Origin of the sequence: Sulfurovum sp., assembly GCF_041562805.1 — a bacterium.
Classification (GTDB): Bacteria; Campylobacterota; Campylobacteria; order Campylobacterales; family Sulfurovaceae; genus Sulfurovum.
On sequence record NZ_JBFFOH010000042.1, the window covers coordinates 1 to 18,846 of the forward strand.

Below are 18,846 nucleotides of genomic sequence, written 5' to 3' on the forward strand. Positions count from 1 at the left end.
AAGGTCGGTCCATGGCAACTTCAATGCGACTGCTGCAGATATAGGATTCGTCTATAAATTTGGCACCATTGAAAAAAAGTAGTGTGGTACTAAGCTTTGAACTAAAGGCGGCAAAAGAGCTTTTCTAGCCAAAAATGAGCCCAGCCTTATGCTAGCAGTCTCTTCGCTTTCTCGGCAATCTCATCAACATCAATTGACTGTATCGAGAAGTCCTGCTTGTTGATCTTGCTGATGTCGACTACGGAGTCTGATTCGCAGGCGAGATTCGTCGGCGTTTTAAAAATCATTCGCGTGTCGGCTGGGCCGAAAAGGGTGATGGAAGGGCGGTTCCTCGTTTGTACAATCAACATCAGTGACCAAAACGTTCAACTTTCAAAAGTCCATCGACATCGCATAATTTTGAATTAGTCCCGGTATTTTTAGTTTCAGCAAAGATAGCGTTATCAGAAGAGACAGATAATAGACTTTTAGTAGTCTAAAAGCGCCAAAATCCATTGTCTGATCTGTCCGAGACTTTCAGGGTCTTTATTTGAGACAAAGAGATAGGGCTTGTTTTTACGATTAGCTTTAACATCTGACCTCATTACGTCTAAGTCTACGTTGACGTATGGTGCCAGATCTGTTTTATTGATAATAAGCAAGTCACTAAAGAGAAGTCCAGCCCCTTTTTTTCTTGGAATATCTCCGCCTTGGGCGACATCGATGACGTACATATAGTAGTCTACGAGTTCATAGGAAAAAGTCGCAGAGAGGTTGTCTCCGCCGCTCTCTACGAAGATGATGTCGGGGCTGAACTCTGCTTCCAGCTCTTCGCAGGCCCTTTGGTTCATAGAGATGTCGTCGCGTATAGCGGTATGCGGACAGCCGCCTGTTTCGACGCCGATGATAAGGTCACTGCTGATATCCAGATGGTTTTTCAGATAATTGGCATCTTCGGTTGTGTAGATGTCGTTGGTGACAATGCCCACTTTATAGCTCTCTTTTAACATGTTTGTCAATGACTCGATGATGGATGTCTTTCCGCTGCCGACAGGTCCGGCAATTCCAATTTTTATACTCATAATATTCCTTAGGTCGTAAATAGTTTAGGTTCCAGGTGGAGATGCTGGTAGATGACTTCTTCAAAAAGCGGGTTGAAATTTTCTACCCTAAGAAATGAATCGTTTATATAATCTTCTAAGACATCATCAAAACGAAAGAGCATCTGCTGGATCTCACTGGGTTTGATACGCGATATCTTCAGGGTACAGGCAGAGAGGGTGATAAGACTCTTTTTGCACCACAAAAGCATCAGCAACTCTTTGTCTAAACCCTCTGCATAAGCATAGGCGCTTAAAACAGCCAACTCGTTTCCTGAACTTTTCTGCTCTGAAACAGCCGCATAAAACTCTTTTACCGGTGGACTCTGAATCTCTCTGTTGATATGTTTAAGATAATTGTGCCCGATGGTCTGTGATGCCTTGGCATACTCAAAATTGAGCATAGCCGAATAGTTTTTATCTTCTTTTATCAGGGCCTTCAGATTTTCTTTCTCTAGATGTTTAAAAACCTTCAGTATAAAAGGAAACTCAAATTTTTGGTACTGATCGATGATGATGTTATGCAGATAGTGCTCAAGCTCCTCCATGGTGCGTACCTTCTCCAAGACAACATGCGACTCCAAACCAAAGGAGTGTACAAAAATACCTGATGGAAAATTTCCATCAAGCAGCTGCATAAAACGGCTTAGTGCCTTAGTGGGCGTGATGTGCTTTTCCATTGGGTCTGAAATATCCTTGTGTTTTGGTGACGCTGACATTCTCTTCGTCTTTTAACTGTAAAACGATGTCAGACAAAGAGATGTCATCTAAGATCGTGATCTTATAATCTTCAATGCAGACGGGTTGATGACGGTTTCCGATCTCATAGGCTGCTCGAGCAAAATCTATATGGTCTTCAAACTCAAAGAGATAGATCTCATCCTCACTCTTTTTGACCTGAATACGGTGTCCGTCTTCACAGACCAGGACATCATTTTCATGCAGGTGAGTGAACTTTACCTTCATGATGAAAGAGATATCTTCTTCAGTGACCGCGCTTAGGTTTGGTTTTTGCATATCAAACCAGCTCAGAGCAACGCTGTCTGTAGCTTGCCCCTTGTGTTCTATCTCAATTACTTTTTTTATCATGTCTGTCCTAAAATAGAAAGTATTTTTTTGCCATCGGCAGTTCGGTCATGTAGTCCGATGTGATGAGCTCGCCATTGACGGTAACATCATAGGTGTCCGGATCGACCTGGATATCTCCGACAAAGTCATTAAGCTTCATGGAGGATTTGGTGATGTTTCTTGTGTTCTTCACTGCTACAAGCTTTTTGTTCGTCTCTAACTGTTGCTGTAGGCCATTCTTCAGGGCATACGCGGAGGTGAAAACAACACTGGTCCGGGCACTCGCCTTGCCAAGGCTGCCGAACATAGGCCGGTACATATTTGGCTCGGGTGTCGGAATAGAAGCATTTGCGTCACCCATCATGCTCAGCGCAATAAAACCGCCCTTTATGATGAGCTCAGGCTTAACCCCGAAAAAGGCTCTGTTCCATAAGACAAGATCCGCCATCTTTCCGACTTCAACACTGCCCACATGCTCATCGATCCCGCAGGCAATGGCAGGGTTGATGGTGTACTTTGCGATGTAGCGTTTGATGCGGTTGTTGTCATCTCTTTCGCAGTCCTCAGCCAGGGCTCCGCGCTGTTTCTTCATACTGTCAGCAACCTGCCATGTCCGCATGATAACCTCACCCACACGGCCCATAGCCTGAGAGTCTGAGCTTGTCATCGAAATAGCACCGATGTCATGCAGCACATCTTCTGCAGCAATCGTGTTCCCCCGTATGCGTGATTCGGCAAAACTGACATCTTCAGGGATCTTGGGACTGAGGTGATGGCAGACCATCAGCATATCAAGATGCTCTTCAATAGTGTTTTTAGTAAAGGGAAGGGTAGGGTTTGTTGATGAAGGCAGGATGTTCTCCAACCCTGCCACCTTCATGATGTCGGGGGCATGACCGCCGCCTGCCCCTTCGCTGTGAAAGGTGTGAATGGTTCTGCCCTTGAAAGAGTCCACTGTGTTGTCCACAAACCCTGACTCATTGAGGGTGTCTGTGTGAATAGCCACTTGCACATCGTACTCATCGGCGATGCTCAAACAGGTATCAATAGCCTTAGGTGTCGAACCCCAGTCTTCGTGGAGTTTAAGACCCATTGCGCCCGCTTCGACCTGAGAGCGGAGCGCGTCAGGGTTAGAGCTGTTTCCTTTTCCCATAAAGCCAAAGTTCATAGGAAGGTCTTCTACCGACTCAATCATCTTGTGGATATGCCAAGCCCCCGGGGTACAGGTGGTTGCATTAGTCCCGGTGTTGGGTCCGGTTCCCCCGCCTATCATCGTCGTCACACCCGAAGCTAGCGCCTCGTCGATCTGGCCCGGAGAGATAAAGTGGATATGGGAGTCGATCCCGCCTGCGGTGATGATCTTTCCCTCAGCAGAAAGTATCTCGGTGTTTGCCCCTATCTCCAAGCCTTCTGTAATACCGTCGCAGTTGTTCGGATTGCCACTTTTTCCGATAGCTACGATAAGCCCTTCTTTAATCCCTATATCAGCCTTGTAGATACCTGTATAGTCCATGACAATAGCATTGGTGATGATGAGGTCGGCACTGTCAACAATGGTAGTCGATTGGCTCATTCCGTCACGCACATTTTTGCCCCCGCCAAACTTGCTCTCTTCGCCGTAGAGGGTAAAATCTTTTTCTATCTTGGCAACAAGCTCCGTGTCGGCAAGGCGAAACCGGTCGTTGGTTGTGGGGCCGTACATCCCTGCATATTTCTGTTTAGAGATTTTCATGAGGCGTCTCCTAAAAAGTGTGTAAGTCTCTCCGAGGCTTTTGTCCTGGTCTCTTCATCATCCAAAAATCCTTCGACAAGACCGTTAAAGCCGCTTATATAACGCTTCCCTCTAAAGGCAACGAGTTCCACTTCTTTATGAGAGCCCGGTTCAAAACGCACGGATGTTCCCGAAGCGATGTTAAGACGCATCCCGTAAGCTTTTTCTCTTTCAAAGAAGAGAGCTGCATTGGTCTCAAAGAAGTGGTAGTGTGAACCGACCTGTATCGGACGGTCGCCACGGTTTTCTACTTCTATGATAAGGCTTTCATAATCCTCATTGAGTTCAATATAGCCTTCATCAATGAAGTATTCACCGGGGGTCGCTCTCTTTTTTGAAGCAGGGATGGGACTGTGCACAGTGACAAGCTTGGTCCCATCATCAAAGGTGCCTTCTACCTGAACAGTGTCTATCATAGAAGCAATACCTTCCATAACATCATCTTCACAAAGAACATGCGTGGCATCGACCATAAGCTGGCTCACGCTTTTCCCATCACGCGCCCCTTCTAGGATAAATGAACTTATGAGAGCAACTGCTTCGGGGTAGTTCAGCTTGAGCCCTCTCTCCTTGCGTTCTTGCGCAAGTTTGGCGGCGGTGTAGATCATGAGTTTTTCTTGCTCACGGTTGGTTAAAAACATATAGACTCCTTTTTAAAATAACATGCCGGTACCGACAAGTACAGAGGCAGACCCGGCAAAAGCAAAGGCCACTCTGACATGTCGTGTACTGGTTAAGAGATGGTGGTTGATGGAGCCGACAAGTACTCCAAAACTTACAAAGACAAGCATCACGCCTAAAGAAAAAAAGAGGACCATAAGAAGATTGACTTCTGCATTTTGCACAGAACTTAAGGTAACAAGCATACCTCTAACACCGCCAATGCCCATAAGCGCACCCAGTGCAAAGGCGGAGCTGTTCACCTTTTTATCATGTTCGTGCTCTTTTCCAAAATAGATATGGGTGTGCTTTTGACTGTTATGGAGATGCTCACGTAACTGTATCTGCTTTGTAAAGACCATATAGAGAAGATAGAGACCCATCAACACAATGACCACCGCACTGATAATATCGCCATAGTTTGTAATGCTCTGCGGAATATTGACGCTTTGGAGTATCTTGGCAAAAAGAAAAAGCATCAGGCCATGACCCAGGGCAAAAGAGATGGTAATAAGCAAGGTCTTCTTTTTGGACTTCGCCAGAGAAAAGTCGGCAATAGCGCTGAGATGGTCAGGACCGAAGGCATGCAGGATGCCGTACCAAAAGATAAGAAGCAGACTGAGCGATTCCATTACTGCTTTCCCAGATTAAAAGGGTTTGTGTTGCGCTGTTTACGGTAGGATGTCCAGACTATATGGATCATCTTTTTCATCTTGCCGACATTCTCTTCGCTTAGTACACCGATAAGCATTTTTCTAGAACGGCTTAGGGTAAAAGAGTGAAATCCCAAGGCTCTAAGCGTCTCTTCAAGCTGGAGATTGTCGGCACTTTTGATATAGACTTTGGCATAGACATAGCTCTTGCTTTTATGGCGGAGAAAATACTCTTTCAAAAAATCCCCCGAGATGGAAAAGTTCTCAAGATACTCCAGGTCCTCTTCTATAATAAAACGGTTTCTGCAAAGCATCTGAGTAAAATCAAAATGCTCAAAACTTCTTCCGCTGCTGATGATGTCCGTATAGAAAAAGCTCGAACTCGCATCAGCTTTAAGGGTGAAAAGTTGTAGATATTTTGCCTCTTTAAAGAGAATAAGTTCATCATTGATACACTCGAGATTTGAGCCATCCTTTAGGCTGAAATCAAAACGGTTGATACCGAAAGATTCTTTTGAAGGGTAGACCTTGGTCGCTGACTCCGTTGTGATAATACAGTCACTCTTGGCAAGCTTCATCTTTAGGTTAATCTTGTCTTTCGGAAAGATTCCTTCTCCAATACTCAGGAGTTTGACATAGTTCTCATCTTCATTAAAATGATAATACCGCGTAGGCAGATGTAAACGTTTAAGCTGAGGTTTCTGAGATAGGAAGTTTAGAGTTAAGCTCATACAGTTATTCAATTCCCATCAAATTTTATAGTTTATAGATACCCTTTAATCATAGCATCTGCACCGGCAAAACAGAACAACTCGCTGCTTATAAGATAAGCAGTTAATAGTGATTACCCTTACACGGATAGAAACTTTTCGACTATCGCATCATTCAACTCATCCATACTGCCCTTGGCGGCCACTTGACCTCTCTCCATAATAAAAAAGTTATCGCCATGTCTGCGTGCAAAAGGAAGCTTCTGCTCGACTAAAATTACGGTTAGCTTTTCTTCTTTTGTCAGATAATCGATAACCCCGCCGATCTGCTGAACGATGTTAGGCTGAATGCCTTCTGAAGGCTCATCGAGAATAAGTACTTTTGGCTCCAGACATAAAGCTCTTGCAATCGCAAGTTGCTGTTGTTGTCCACCGGACAAGTCTCCTCCTTTACGCTGAAGCATCTCTTTTAAGACAGGAAAGAGTTCAAAGATCTTTTCGGGAACTTTTTTGAGGCCATTGCGGTTCCCATAAAGACCGATTTTAAGGTTTTCACTGACTGTGAGCTGTGAAAATATCTCACGTCCCTGAGGCACATATCCGATGCCAAGATCCGCACGTTTGTCCGAACTTAGTTCACATATGTTTTGACCTTCGAACATCACTTCCCCGTCTTTAACAAGAAGCAGTCCCATAATGGCCTTGGCCAAGGTTGTCTTACCTACACCGTTCCGTCCCATAATACAGGTACATTTTCCAGGTTCGATCTCCAGGCTTAAATCCCACAGAGTATGACTTTGTGCATAAAATTGGTTGAGTTTATTAATTGTTATCATTGTTATTCACCTAAATAGACTTTACGTACGTCTTCATTTTCTTGGATACTCTGCATTGAACCCTCTGCCAAGACAGAGCCCTCGTGCAATACGGTCACTTTTTTAGCAATGCTGCGGATAAACTCCATATCATGCTCCACCACCACAACACTATGCTCTTTGGCAAGTTCAGTAAGGATTTGACCTGTTTTCTCCACTTCCCCGGGCGTCATACCTGCAACAGGCTCATCAACAAGCAGCAGCTTAGGGGACTGCATGATCAACATGCCTATCTCCAGCCACTGCTTTTGACCGTGAGAGAGTATGCCCGCTTGCATATGCATCGAATCTTGAAGACCAATAAGTTGCATGGTCTCTTCGATTTGATCTTTTTGTTCACCGTTTAGTTTCGCAAAGAGCGTCGTAAAAAAACGCTTGTCTGCTTTCATGGCCAGTTCAAGATTTTCAAAAACGCTATGCCCCTCAAACACGGTAGGCTTTTGAAACTTCCTGCCAATACCAAGGTTGGCAATTGCCGGTTCGTCAAGTTCTAAAAGCGAGGTCTCTTTGCCAAAGATAACCTCACCTCTATCTGGGCTTGTTTTTCCCGTGATGACATCCATCATTGTAGATTTCCCTGCACCATTGGCACCAATAATACAGCGAAGTTCACCGTAATCAATGGTGAGAGAGAGTGAATTGAGCGCTTTAAAACCATCGAAACTCAGATCGACACCATTAAGGTAGAGCAGTACCTCACCTTTTTTAATAGCATCAAGGTTTTCGGGTTCTCTTCTTTTACTGTCTAACATTTTGAACCTTTCTAAAGAGCTGTGTAAAGTTGATTTTTTCGAGAATGCCTACAATCCCTTGAGGCAGGTACAAGGTTGAGACGACAAACAGACCGCCTAGAGCGTAGAGCCACACTTCAGGGAGTGCCGAGGTGAAATAGGTGCTTGCAAAATTCACGACAAAGGCACCGATAATGGCGCCATAGAGTGTGCCGCGACCGCCAATAGCGACCCAAATGACAATTTCAATGGAAAAGAGAGGTGAAAATCTGTCGGGATTGATAATACCGACCTGAGGCACATATAAGGCCCCCGCTATGCCCGCCAAAACAGCAGAAACTACAAAGATGAAGAGCTTGTACTGTTCTACCTTGTAGCCAAGAAAACGGGTACGCGACTCGGAGTCACGAATAGCGACACAGACACGGCCGAGTCTTGAATTCACAATAAAACGGCTTACCAGATAACCGCCAAGCAGTGCTGAAAACGAGAGAACAAGCAGGCTTACGCGGGTACCGTCTGCCTGGAGTGAAAAACCTAGAATGTCTTTAAAGTCCGTCAAACCATTGTTGCCTCCCAGTCCCATGTCGTTTCTGTAGAAAGCCAACATCAAGGCATACGTCATGGCCTGCGTGATAATAGAAAGATAGACACCGGTTACCCGTGATCTGAAAGCCAACCATCCAAATACAAAGGCAAGTATTGATGGGATAAGTGCGATCATGAATATTGTTATGAAGATGCTGTCAAAACCATACCAAAACCACGGAAGCTCTTTTAAGTCCATAAAGACCATAAAGTCAGGAAGTTCAGGGTTTCCATAAACGCCTCTGTCTCCAATTTGACGCATAAGATACATGCCCATCGCATAAGCGCCTAGACTGAAAAAAGCACCATGCCCCAAGGAGAGTATGCCTATGTATCCCCAAACCAGATCCAGGGCCAATGCGAGCAGGGCAAAAGCCAAATACTTACCAAATAGCGTCACGGTCAGCGTTGACATATGAAAGAGTGAGCCTTCGGGTAGAAGAAGGTTGGAAAAGGCAATATATGCGACCAGCACAAACAAAATGCCAAAGAGGTATTGTCCCGCCTTGTCATTTTCAAAGAGTTGCACTATGAGAGGTGTTCTTTTTTTCATGGTATTAATCCTGTGCATCTCTACCCTTTTGAGGAAAGAGACCGCGTGGTTTTTTCTGTATAAATAAAATGATCATTACGAGTACCAGTACCTTTGTTAAAATGGCACCGACACTTGGTTCCAGAAACTTGTTCAGTTCTCCAATGGTCATGGCGCCGATAAATGTACCCCATAAATTGCCGACACCGCCGAAGACAACAACCATAAATGAGTCGACAATATAGGCTTGCCCCAGATTCGGCCCAACATTTGTCAGCTGGCTCAAGGCAACACCCGCTATACCGGCAAGGCCTGAGCCAAGACCAAAGGTCACCGCGTCAATAAGACCTGTTTTAATACCCATTGCCTGTGCCATTTGACGGTTTTGGGTTACGGCACGCACCTTCAATCCTAATGAAGTTTTTTTCAAGATAAACAAGACACTTAAAAAAACAACAATAGAAAAAATAATGATATACAAACGGCTGTAGGTCAGAGACAAGGCACTGTTGATCTCCAAGGCACCGCTCATCCATTGCGGTGTTTGAACCACTTGATTCAGCGGCGAATAGACGCTACGTACAAGCTGTTGCAAGATCAGACTGATTCCGAAGGTAGCCAGGAGCGTTTCGAGAGGACGCGAGTAGAGATGGCGTATAACAAAACGCTCAATTAAAATACCCACAAAAGCACTGACGACAAAGGCAACCGGAATCGCAATGATAAGTGAATACTCGATCAAATTAGGCAGCAGTTGTTGTATGGCAAATGTCGTGTAGGCACCAATCATTATCAATTCGCCATGCGCCATGTTAATCACTTTCATAACACCAAAGGTAATAGAAAGACCAATTGCCGCTAAAAGTAAAATAGAGCCCAGGCTTAAACCGAAAAAAGCTTTTTCCACCCATGCATATATCGAACGGCTGGACTGAATATTGGTGATGGACTTTTGAGCCAAGCTGCCCAAGGTCGTATTGCCACCTTCTTTGATCTCTTCAAGAAATTGAATACTGGTCTGTGAAAGTGAGCCCCCAAGGGCGATAATCGCCTCCTTCTGTTGCTGACCCCCACGAAACTTAGCGCTTAGAATTAACTTGCAGTCTCGTAATGTTTCCTGAATACTTGCATCCTGTTCACTCTTAAGGGCCTTGTCGATCAGAGGTATGGAATCTTCTGAAAGGTTTTCAAAAAGATTTTTAGCGGCCGTTGATCGCAGCGTTTTATCTTCTGAAAAGAGGTTCAGTTCAGATAATCTGTTTCGAATAATACTTCTTAATTTATTAGTGGTCTTGACTTTGGTATAGCCACTTTTATCGATTATAGGCAATTCGAGTGCAGTAAACAATGTTGTTGCGCTGTAATCTTTTTCACTGTTTTCATGCAGATAAACGAGAGTTTCATCAGCTGTTTTATAGAACAATGTATTAGTAAGCAAGGCATTGAATAGGAGAATTAAACGATCGTCATGGGAATATGACGTACTTAATTGATCAATAATTGCAGCTTTTTCATTCATGGTACTGTCTATTAGAGTTTGAGTATCTGACTCAAAGCTCTTAGCAAAAATAGATGAGATAAAAAGTAGACTAAGAAGTAGTATTTTCACAAATGTCCTTTAGAGGTAAAAAGAGCCTAAGCTCTTCTTACTTTTTGTCACCTAAACACTGTTTTGTTTTTGTGTTGTAGTTACCACAGTTAAGCGGTGCTTGCCAGCTGGAGATAAGATCTTTACTTCCTGGAAGAAAGTCCGACCAAGCATCACCATTGACCTCTTTGGTCTGAGAGACGATCTCAAACTGTCCATCTTCTTGGATCTCACCAATAAGTACAGGCTTGGTCAGGTGGTGGTTTGGAAGCATCTCTGCTATACCGCCGGTCAAGTTAGGTGTTTTCATGCCAACCATAGCCGCAATAACTTTATCCGGGTCGGTCGTACCTGCTTTTTCTACTGCTTTTACCCACAGATTAAAGCCGATGTACGTCGCTTCCATAGGGTCATTAGTGACACGTTTTGGGTTTTTAGTGTAGGCATGCCACTGTTCAATAAAGGCGGTGTTGGCCTTGGAGTTTGCGCTTTGAAAGTAGTTCCATGCTGCCAAGTGTCCTACAAGCGGTTTTGTATCAATACCGGCCAACTCTTCTTCTCCTACAGAAAAGGCGATAACAGGAATATCTTCAGCACTGATACCCTGGTTTCCTAGCTCTTTGTAGAAAGGGACATTTGCATCACCGTTAATGGTTGAAACGACTGCTGTTTTCTTTCCTGTGCTACCGAATTTTTTGATCTCTGCAACAATACTCTGCCAATCGGACTGACCAAAAGGTGTGTAGTTAACCATAATATCGCTCTCAGCTACACCTTTAGCCATGAGGTAGGCTTTTAGGATCTTGTTGGTAGTACGTGGGTAAACATAGTCAGTTCCGGCAAGTACCCAACGTTTAACAGCAGACTCTTTCATCAGATAATCAACCGCAGGAATAGCTTGTTGGTTTGGAGATGCTCCTGTGTAAAATACATTATACGAAGACTCTTCGCCCTCATACTGAACAGGGTAAAAGAGAACACCGTTTAACTCTTCGACAACTGGAAGCACTGATTTACGTGAGACTGAAGTCCAACATCCAAAAGTAACATCAACCTTGTCCTTAGTTAAAAGAGAACGCATCTTTTCAGCAAACAGAGGCCAGTTAGAAGCAGGGTCAACAACAACAGGCTCAAGTTTTTTGCCTAAAAGCCCTCCTTTTTTATTTTGCTCTTCAACCATCATCAAAACGGTATCTTTTAGGGTCGTTTCAGAGATAGCCATCGTCCCCGACAGTGAGTGTAAAACACCGATCTTAATGGTTTCAGCTGCCTGAGCAGAAAGACTAGCCGCCAACAAGGCAGCAATAGAGAGTTTTTTTACAAATGTTGTTTTCATTATTTTTCCTTTTTATATTTCTAAGATTAGAATTTATATCCACCAATTAAACGAAAGCCGTTAATGTCCTCTTCGTGATCAATATCAGCATACTGGTATTGAAAATTAAGGTAAGCACCTGAATTATGGGCATAACTTACGGCTAGGTCATAAGTCTTTTGAAAATCCTGACCTTGACCCGTTGAGGCAATCGAATACTGAGCATCTAAGTCGGTATAGACATGTTTAAGATCTACACGTAGCCCCTCTGCTCCGATTTTTGACAGGTCAAAACCAGCCGCAATCTGGTAGTTTGCAGCATTTTGAAAGCTGCCTGCATTAAACCAGTGAACAATGTTCCCCATAGCGAAGAAAGGGTATCCACCAAAGGCTGCAACTGTTGACCCTTGACCCTCTCCGTCACTAAATTTCATGGCTGCTAGAGTAAAATCAAGCCCATTATCAAAAACACCTGCCGCTTTTACAGATGCGATGTTGTAATCGATAGTCGTAAAGTTATTGGATGCCAAAGCACCTGTCTCTTTAAAGTCTATAAATTGTATGCCAAGGTCATATGCAAAACTTCCGGCCTTGTCTGAAAAGTTGTATTGGGCGAAAAGAACATTATAAAGCTCCATGAAACTATAGCCCCATGCTTGCGCTTTATGCGTTTTGTTGTCAAAGACTAAACCTAAATATGCTGCGCCAGCATCATCCGCGGCAACTTTATCTGCACCAGAAACGAAACTGGCTTGAGAGATACTGTAAAAGTCCGTACCGCCTTTTGGCGCTTCTATTGGGTCATAGGCGCCACTATCCCAGACACCGGCCATTTTTTGCACATACCCGACTGTAAACATGATGTCGTCCAACATTGTGTTTGTATAATGTGCCACTTCAAAACTATTTGGAATAGCAAGGTAGTAGTCATCATTACTGATCATAGGCGTGTTGATCTCTTCGCGACCAATTTTGGCCTCATTGCCGCTGTTTGAGTATTTCAAATAGGCTTCTTGGACAATCGCAAATGATTTCGGATCGGCAGCATTAAAAACAAAGTTTTTACTCTGCTTGTTTTTGTCGTTTATTCCAAAGTCGGTTGCAAACCCACCGGTTACCTTTGCAGAAAAGCCAGCTGCTTCAGGCGTGTTGATTGAGATTCTAGGCGTTGCATAAAATCCCTCGGAGTCGTTCGCATTGTTATAGTCATACTTTACATAGCCGGCACGGATGTCACCTGTCAGGCTCCAGCCTCCTAACTCATTCCATTTAGCTGAAGCGTTCTCTTCAGCTGCCATTAACGTGCTTGAACCCAAACCAATGAGCAAACCAGCGAGTAAACTTACTTTACAATTTCTTTTCATAGTACCACTTCCTTAGATAATTACTTTTATATGAGCAAGATAGGTTTTCAAACCACTCTGTGCTAACAGGGAAAATTATAAAGAAGAAGTGTTGTCTTAGTGTTGCTTTTTAACGGTAGTAAAAATGGAACCTGATTAATTATTAGACACTCTTTCTCTTTTAAGAGGTAAAGAAAGCAATGATCTCACTAAATTGGTAATTGTTAATTTTTTGACGAAGAGAGTCAAGACTGCTCTTGTCTCCACCTTCATAGCGAGTTAAAATAGACAACATCTGATTCGTATTGAGCTCTCGTGCCGCTTTGAGCATTAGGGCTTTGTCCTCAGCACTCATATGGAGAATTGCCTCCGCTGAAGAGGTGTTTGAAGGGGTCTCGTCGTTCGGAGAGGTAAATTGAACATCTAACAAAGTTTCCAGCGTTGCAATAATGTCATGTTCTTTAATAGGCTTGCCTATAAAAGCATTTGCTCCTTGTTCGCGGGCTTTTTGCTGCTCTTCTTCAAAAACGTTTGCTGATATTAAGACAATCGGGATGTGAGGATTAACAGTACCGCGGCGAATCTCTTCAATGGTTTGGTAGCCATCCATCTTAGGCATCTGGATGTCCATCAAAATAATGTCAGGCTTTTGGTCTTTGAGTTGCTGAAGAGCCATCATGCCATCCTCAGCCTCCGAAGTCTCAAAACCAAGGTACTGCACCATTTGAACAAGGAGCGAACGGTTTTCGTAAATATCATCTACAATAAGGACCTTGAACTTTTTAAGGTGTTTCTTTATCAAAACTCGATCAAGGGACTCTGCTTTTTGTACAATTGCGCCATTTTCACTTTGCGGAATATAGAGTTTGACACTAAAGGTTGTCCCCCTGTTAAGTACGCTGGTAACTGAGATTTTACCGCCCATTAAGGTGACGAGTTCCTGGGTGATAGCCAGACCTAACCCGGTACCTTCTTTTTGCTCTTGGGTGGATTTGGCTTGTTCAAAAGGCTTGAAGATCAGTTGAAGCTCATCTTCTTTAATACCCATTCCTGTATCTGCAATATCAACGCTTAGTTGATTGTTGTCAAAGGTGACATGAAGGCTAATGCTTCCATCCTCCGTAAATTTCAGAGCATTACTGAGGAGGTTGAACAGTACCTGTCGCAAACGTTGTTCATCACCAATAATAAATTGAGGAAGGGGTGTGAGATCATTGGTTTTGAAGGCCAGACCCTTTGCCTCTGCACGATTTGAAAAGATCAGGACAATGTTGTTTAAAAACCCATGAAAGTCAAAGGAGGCGTTTGTTATTTCGATTTTACCCGCCTGGAGTTTGGCTACTTCCAAAATCTCGTTAATAATGTTTAAAAGATGCTTACCACTGTTGTGAATGGTTTCGAGGTTCTCTTTTTGCTTGTTATGTAGATGGGTGTCTTTAAGTAGTAGATGTGCAAAACCCAAGATGGCATTGAGCGGGGTGCGCAGCTCATGACTCATGTTGGCCAAAAACAGTGACTTGGAACGGTTGGCAGCTTCAGCTGAGTCTTTAGCCCGTCTCATCGTCTCTTCATCAATTTTACGTTCGGTAATGTCACTAAAAACAATAACGGAGCCTTCAAGCTGATTGTTTTTACCAATAATGGGTGTTGCTACATACTCTGCATAAAAATGTGTTTTGTCTTTTCGTAGAAGCTGGATGCGGCCCATGGACTGCAGCGTTCCTATAAGCTGTTCTTGTGAAGAGGCAATTCCATATTCATACATGATCTTATGCAGATCAGCACCAATCAACTCTTCTGAAGTAAAGCCAAGAAACCCACATGCGGCAGGATTGACAAAACTAAACGCCCCTTTTTCATCCAAACCGAAAACGCCCTCTCCGATAGAGTCAAGCAAGAGTTTAATACGGCGCTCACTGATGATGAGCTTTTTGGTGTTTTCTTTAAAAACTGTGACTGCCCCGATCATTTTCCCGACTTCGTCATTATGTATTAAAGGTGGGATGGGTGTGTTTAAATCGTTATTTGCAAGCCCTAACATACTCTTTTCAAGAGCCACCAGGGGACGGATGATACGTTTTAACATAATACCTATCGAGGTGACCATTAAAAGTATGAAAAATAGCACTGTAATCACCAAAAAGGCTTCCACTTGGTTGAGATAAGCTTTGGACTTTTCAATCGTAAGATTAGTGCGCTCTTCAAAAAGTTTAAAAAATCGATTTAACGGGTTCATGATCTTTACTTTTGCCTGGTGATAAGCATCTGAATGCATCACCTCTCTCGCTAATGTTAGGTCAGGTTCTTTTTTAATGGTGTAGTCTCCTTGTTCGTCTTCGAAGAGACCTACAACAGCATGCATGGCAATCTCTTCCAAATGGACAAGTGCATCTGATTGAAGTTGGGATTGACTCAGCAAGTCAAGTTCCTCTGCCGTAAAACCGGCTTTTCGCATTAAGGTACGCAGCGGAACTGCCTCTGAATTCAGGTTTGTGCTCTCGTGCATACCATCAACAGCAAGAAAATCCCAGTAAATTCTATTGTAGTGGCTAGGACGGGGGTGCATACCGTTTCTAATGGCAAGAACTTCATGATATTGTCTTTCAAAACGCGGGTTGGCGGTAATCACATAGGTTCTGGCAAGTCGTGTCAAGTCATCACTGCTTTGGCGGAGCTCATCAGCAAGAAGAAATGAAAGGTTTTTATTAATGTAGGTCTTCTCCATGTTGTTGTATGCAGACTTATATTCCAAAATAACCATAATTACGAGGAGAAGTACAAAAAGGTTGAGGCCATTTAAAATAATAAAGAGTGTTTTTAGTTTCATAAAAAAATAATACCTCAGAAACATGTTATACTTTTCGGTATATGGACCAAAAAATAAGCAATATTAAACATCCTTCCATTCTTGTTGTTGATGATACTCCGGAAAATTTGAGGTATCTCAATGAGCTTTTATCTCTGTACGGGTATGACGTACGAGGCACTCTTGACCCGGAACTTGCGCTGGAAGTAGCAGCCCGTATTCAGCCTGATTTGATTTTACTTGATATCAAAATGCCAAAAATGGATGGTTATACTCTTTCTCAGGCTCTGCGAAAGAAGGTCGAGTTTGAAGACACCCCTATTATCTTTATCAGTGCCTTAGATGATGTAGACGCTAAAATCAAAGCCTTTGAAGCCGGTGGCGTTGACTATATTACAAAACCCTTTGAAGAGAGAGAAGTGTTAGCTCGGGTCGGGGTACATTTACAACTGCATAAAAGTAAGCAACGCATTGCAGCACTGCTAAAGCAACAAGACTACTTTATTAAAAAGATCATGCATGAAATGAATACACCTGTCTCCGTTATTACACTTAATGCACAAACGCTAGAGGTTGCACAGGGTAAACACCCTCAGCTTGACACTATTAAGGCATCTGCGAAAATATTGGCCTCTATCTATGATGACCTGGGATATCTGGTTAAAAAAGAGTTGCAGACATATGAACCTGAATGGATTAAACTTGTTGAATTTTTGAGTAGTCGTGTTGCGTACTTTCATGAGATTGCAGAGGTAAAAGATATTGAACTGCATCTTGAGATAGAGACAGAAATTCTGGTAAATATAAATCCTGTCCACCTTGAAAGATTGGTTGACAATACCCTCTCTAATGCGATTAAATACTCCAATAATGGCACTGAGATAGAACTTTTTGTGGGAAATAGCTCTCAGGGCTATTTCTTCAGTATCAGTGATGAGGGCATTGGTCTGGAAGATGTCAATATTATTTTTGAACAATATTATCAATCTTCACATAACAATATGGGACTTGGTATAGGTTTGGCAACTGTGAAAGAGATCTGTGAGATATATGACATTAATATTCAAATAAAAAGTGAAAAAAACATGGGTAGTACATTCTCTTTTTTACTGCCTGATGCGATCGTGCAGGTGTCATGAAAATTTTACTTTTAGAAGATGATTTTTCTCTCAACAAGGTCATCACATCCTATCTGCGTTCGCAAGGTTTTTTTGTAAACGCCTACACTAACGGAGACGAAGCGGTCAAACAGCTCCTGCAGGCACAATACGACTTGTGTATCCTGGACATCAATGTTCCTCATATTGATGGTCATGCTGTACTTGATTTCCTCCGTAAAGAAAATATCAGAACACCCGTTATCATGATGAGCGCGATGAAAGATATGGAAACGATTAAAAAATCGTATGAGAATGGTTGTGACGATTATCTTAAAAAGCCTTTTGAAATTGAAGAATTAATGCTTCGGATCAGGTACGCCCTAAAACATGCTCTGCCTCAGGTTATGGACTTAGTACCGCTGAAATACGGTTACTTCTTTGACCCACACGCCATGATATTAACAAAAAATGACAGTGCTATTGATCTTAGTTCCAAAGAACAGCTGATGCTCGCACTTTTTGTCAGCAATCAAGGCAGAACAGTAAGCACTGAGATGCTTAGAAACTATGTCTGGAATGGTGAAAATGTGGAAGCAGTCAGTATGCGAACTATTGTGCATAAGCTAAAAACAAAGCTCAAAAGCGGGATGATCATTAATCTGCGCGGTGTCGGGTATAAATTACTGGAGACGTAAGTACCCCGGGACAATGCTGACCGGCGAGGGTGGCAAGGCCCGTGGTAGATAAAGGCCGCCCCCTCAGAGCTCTGGCCGTTGGTGTAAAGGTGTGCCCAGGCAATGACATCGTTTTTATTAACCAGGTTCTCTCCGTTGTATACAGGTTGCGAGCCACTTCCGCGCAAGAAGGCGCCGCCATGGATATAGACCATAACTTTCTTCAAGTTCGTAGCGTTGGCGTCATTCGGTTTCCATACGTTTAAATACAGACAATCTTCAGACATAGAGGGAAGTGCGGTTTTACTGAACATAGGAATCAAGGGAAGGAAGAATTTGGGATCGAAGATATAAAGCGTTTATTGGAGGTGCCCTTTAAAAACCTGGCTGGTAATAGAATGCTTTTAGTGCAGCGCCAACAGTCTTTTCGCTTTCTCTGCGATCTCATCAACATCAATCGCCTGTATGGAAAAGTCCTGCTTGTTGATCTTGTTAATGTCCACTTCGGAGTCTGATTCGCAGGCGAGATTCGTCGGTGTTTCAAAGATCATTCGCGTGTTGGTTGGGCCGAAAAGGGTGATGGAAGGGCGGTTCATCGCCCAGGCAAGGTGGGTCGGACCGGTGTCGTTGCCGATAGTGAGGTCGCAATGCTCAATAACCGCTCTGAGTTCAGCTAGAGAGAGCTTTGGTGCGACAGTGGCGTTAGATACCCGCTCTGCGATATGAGCAGCGTACTCTCTCTCTTTCTCATCTCCCCAGATCAAAAGACAGTTACAGCCCTCTAGGGCAAAGCAGAGGTCTGCGAACTTCTCTTGCGGGTACTCTTTTGACGGCCATGATGCACCGATTACCATCGCAATATTCTTTCTATCAGAAGCCAAAAAGTCGGGTCTTGCCTGCGGTGCAAAGCAGGGGCTTTTTGCAAGTATCTCTTCATCACTGACCTGAAACCCCAATGCATCGGCCACGACATCGATATTGCGTCTGATGACATTCCTTTCATACGGAATATTTGAGGATGTCCTGTAAAACCAGGATGCGAGAGACTCTCTGGCGGAAGCGCTGTCGAAACCGTGGGTCTCTTTACCTATGTATCGCGCTACGACAGCGGACTTTATGAGCCCTTGCATGTCGATGATCTTGTCAAAAGGACCGGATGCCTTGAGCTCTTTGAGCGCTGTTCTTAAAAGGGCAGGGCTTTTCTCTTTTTTGATACGTTTCAGGGGAACGGCATGAACCTTTTTGAGGTCGGGATGACCCTGTAGAACAGGGGCAAAAACCTCTTCGCAAAACCACTCTATCTCAGCGTTGGGATAGTGCTTTTTTATGAGCTGCAAAACGACTGCGCCATTG

17 protein-coding genes and 1 pseudogene are annotated in these 18,846 nt (G+C 43.5%); 2 read left to right on the forward strand and 16 right to left on the reverse strand.

The window, feature by feature from the left end; genetic code table 11:
* Positions 1–467: 467 nt before the first annotated feature.
* The 14 genes from ureG to ABYK33_RS07085 form a co-directional block, all read right to left on the reverse strand.
* A complete protein-coding gene (gene ureG, locus ABYK33_RS07020; protein ID WP_373032347.1) occupies positions 468–1,061 on the reverse strand; it encodes an urease accessory protein UreG in 594 nt (197 codons plus the stop codon).
* A gap of 8 nt (positions 1,062–1,069) precedes the next feature.
* A complete protein-coding gene (locus ABYK33_RS07025) occupies positions 1,070–1,759 on the reverse strand; it encodes an urease accessory protein UreF (protein ID WP_373032348.1) in 690 nt (229 codons plus the stop codon).
* Positions 1,734–2,168 (reverse strand): urease accessory protein UreE, encoded by a 435-nt coding sequence (locus ABYK33_RS07030; protein ID WP_373032349.1) that lies wholly within the window; start codon positions 2,166–2,168, stop codon positions 1,734–1,736. Before ABYK33_RS07030 ends, ABYK33_RS07025 begins: the two co-directional genes overlap by 26 nt.
* A 7-nt stretch (positions 2,169–2,175) precedes the next feature.
* Positions 2,176–3,879, reverse strand: coding sequence for an urease subunit alpha (gene ureC, locus ABYK33_RS07035; protein ID WP_373032350.1), 1,704 nt, complete (start codon positions 3,877–3,879; stop codon positions 2,176–2,178).
* Positions 3,876–4,559, reverse strand: a complete 684-nt coding sequence (locus tag ABYK33_RS07040) for an urease subunit gamma (RefSeq protein ID WP_373032351.1) — start codon at positions 4,557–4,559, stop codon at positions 3,876–3,878. The genes ureC and ABYK33_RS07040 overlap by 4 nt, the downstream gene beginning before the upstream one ends.
* 12 nt (positions 4,560–4,571) lie before the next feature.
* Positions 4,572–5,210: a cytochrome c biogenesis protein CcdA gene (locus ABYK33_RS07045; RefSeq protein WP_373032352.1), complete on the reverse strand. Its 639-nt coding sequence runs from the start codon at positions 5,208–5,210 to the stop codon at positions 4,572–4,574.
* On the reverse strand, positions 5,210–5,962 hold the full coding sequence (locus tag ABYK33_RS07050; RefSeq protein WP_373032353.1) for an urease accessory protein UreD: 753 nt from the start codon (positions 5,960–5,962) through the stop codon (positions 5,210–5,212). The genes ABYK33_RS07045 and ABYK33_RS07050 overlap by 1 nt, the downstream gene beginning before the upstream one ends.
* Before the next feature lie 119 nt (positions 5,963–6,081).
* A complete protein-coding gene (gene urtE, locus ABYK33_RS07055) occupies positions 6,082–6,777 on the reverse strand; it encodes an urea ABC transporter ATP-binding subunit UrtE (RefSeq protein ID WP_373032354.1) in 696 nt (231 codons plus the stop codon).
* Between the two features lie 2 nt (positions 6,778–6,779).
* Positions 6,780–7,568, reverse strand: coding sequence for an urea ABC transporter ATP-binding protein UrtD (gene urtD, locus ABYK33_RS07060; protein WP_373032355.1), 789 nt, complete (start codon positions 7,566–7,568; stop codon positions 6,780–6,782).
* On the reverse strand, positions 7,555–8,688 hold the full coding sequence (urtC, locus tag ABYK33_RS07065; RefSeq protein WP_373032356.1) for an urea ABC transporter permease subunit UrtC: 1,134 nt from the start codon (positions 8,686–8,688) through the stop codon (positions 7,555–7,557). Before urtC ends, urtD begins: the two co-directional genes overlap by 14 nt.
* A 4-nt stretch (positions 8,689–8,692) precedes the next feature.
* A complete protein-coding gene (gene urtB, locus ABYK33_RS07070) occupies positions 8,693–10,276 on the reverse strand; it encodes an urea ABC transporter permease subunit UrtB (RefSeq protein ID WP_373032357.1) in 1,584 nt (527 codons plus the stop codon).
* A 37-nt stretch (positions 10,277–10,313) separates the two neighbouring features.
* Positions 10,314–11,594 (reverse strand): urea ABC transporter substrate-binding protein, encoded by a 1,281-nt coding sequence (gene urtA, locus ABYK33_RS07075; protein WP_373032363.1) that lies wholly within the window; start codon positions 11,592–11,594, stop codon positions 10,314–10,316.
* A 23-nt stretch (positions 11,595–11,617) separates the two neighbouring features.
* On the reverse strand, positions 11,618–12,934 hold the full coding sequence (locus tag ABYK33_RS07080; protein WP_373032358.1) for a hypothetical protein: 1,317 nt from the start codon (positions 12,932–12,934) through the stop codon (positions 11,618–11,620).
* A gap of 160 nt (positions 12,935–13,094) precedes the next feature.
* Positions 13,095–15,740, reverse strand: coding sequence for an ATP-binding protein (locus ABYK33_RS07085; protein ID WP_373032359.1), 2,646 nt, complete (start codon positions 15,738–15,740; stop codon positions 13,095–13,097).
* Positions 15,741–15,781: 41 nt separating this feature from the next.
* Between ABYK33_RS07085 and ABYK33_RS07090 the strand changes: the two genes are divergently transcribed.
* Together ABYK33_RS07090 and ABYK33_RS07095 are read left to right on the forward strand one after the other, a co-directional pair.
* Positions 15,782–16,858 (forward strand): response regulator, encoded by a 1,077-nt coding sequence (locus tag ABYK33_RS07090; RefSeq protein ID WP_373032360.1) that lies wholly within the window; start codon positions 15,782–15,784, stop codon positions 16,856–16,858.
* The gene (locus ABYK33_RS07095) at positions 16,855–17,514 is read left to right on the forward strand and encodes a response regulator transcription factor (RefSeq protein WP_373032361.1); all 660 of its coding nucleotides are present in this window, start codon (positions 16,855–16,857) and stop codon (positions 17,512–17,514) included. Before ABYK33_RS07090 ends, ABYK33_RS07095 begins: the two co-directional genes overlap by 4 nt.
* Positions 17,515–17,624: 110 nt before the next feature.
* Here the strand turns inward: ABYK33_RS07095 and ABYK33_RS07100 are convergent.
* Positions 17,625–17,807, reverse strand: a pseudogene (locus tag ABYK33_RS07100) (carboxylesterase family protein); the annotation flags it as partial.
* Positions 17,808–17,897: 90 nt separating this feature from the next.
* Positions 17,898–18,846, reverse strand: a 949-nt coding sequence (gene waaC / locus ABYK33_RS07105) for a lipopolysaccharide heptosyltransferase I (protein ID WP_373032362.1), incomplete at its 5' end; no start/stop codon positions are given.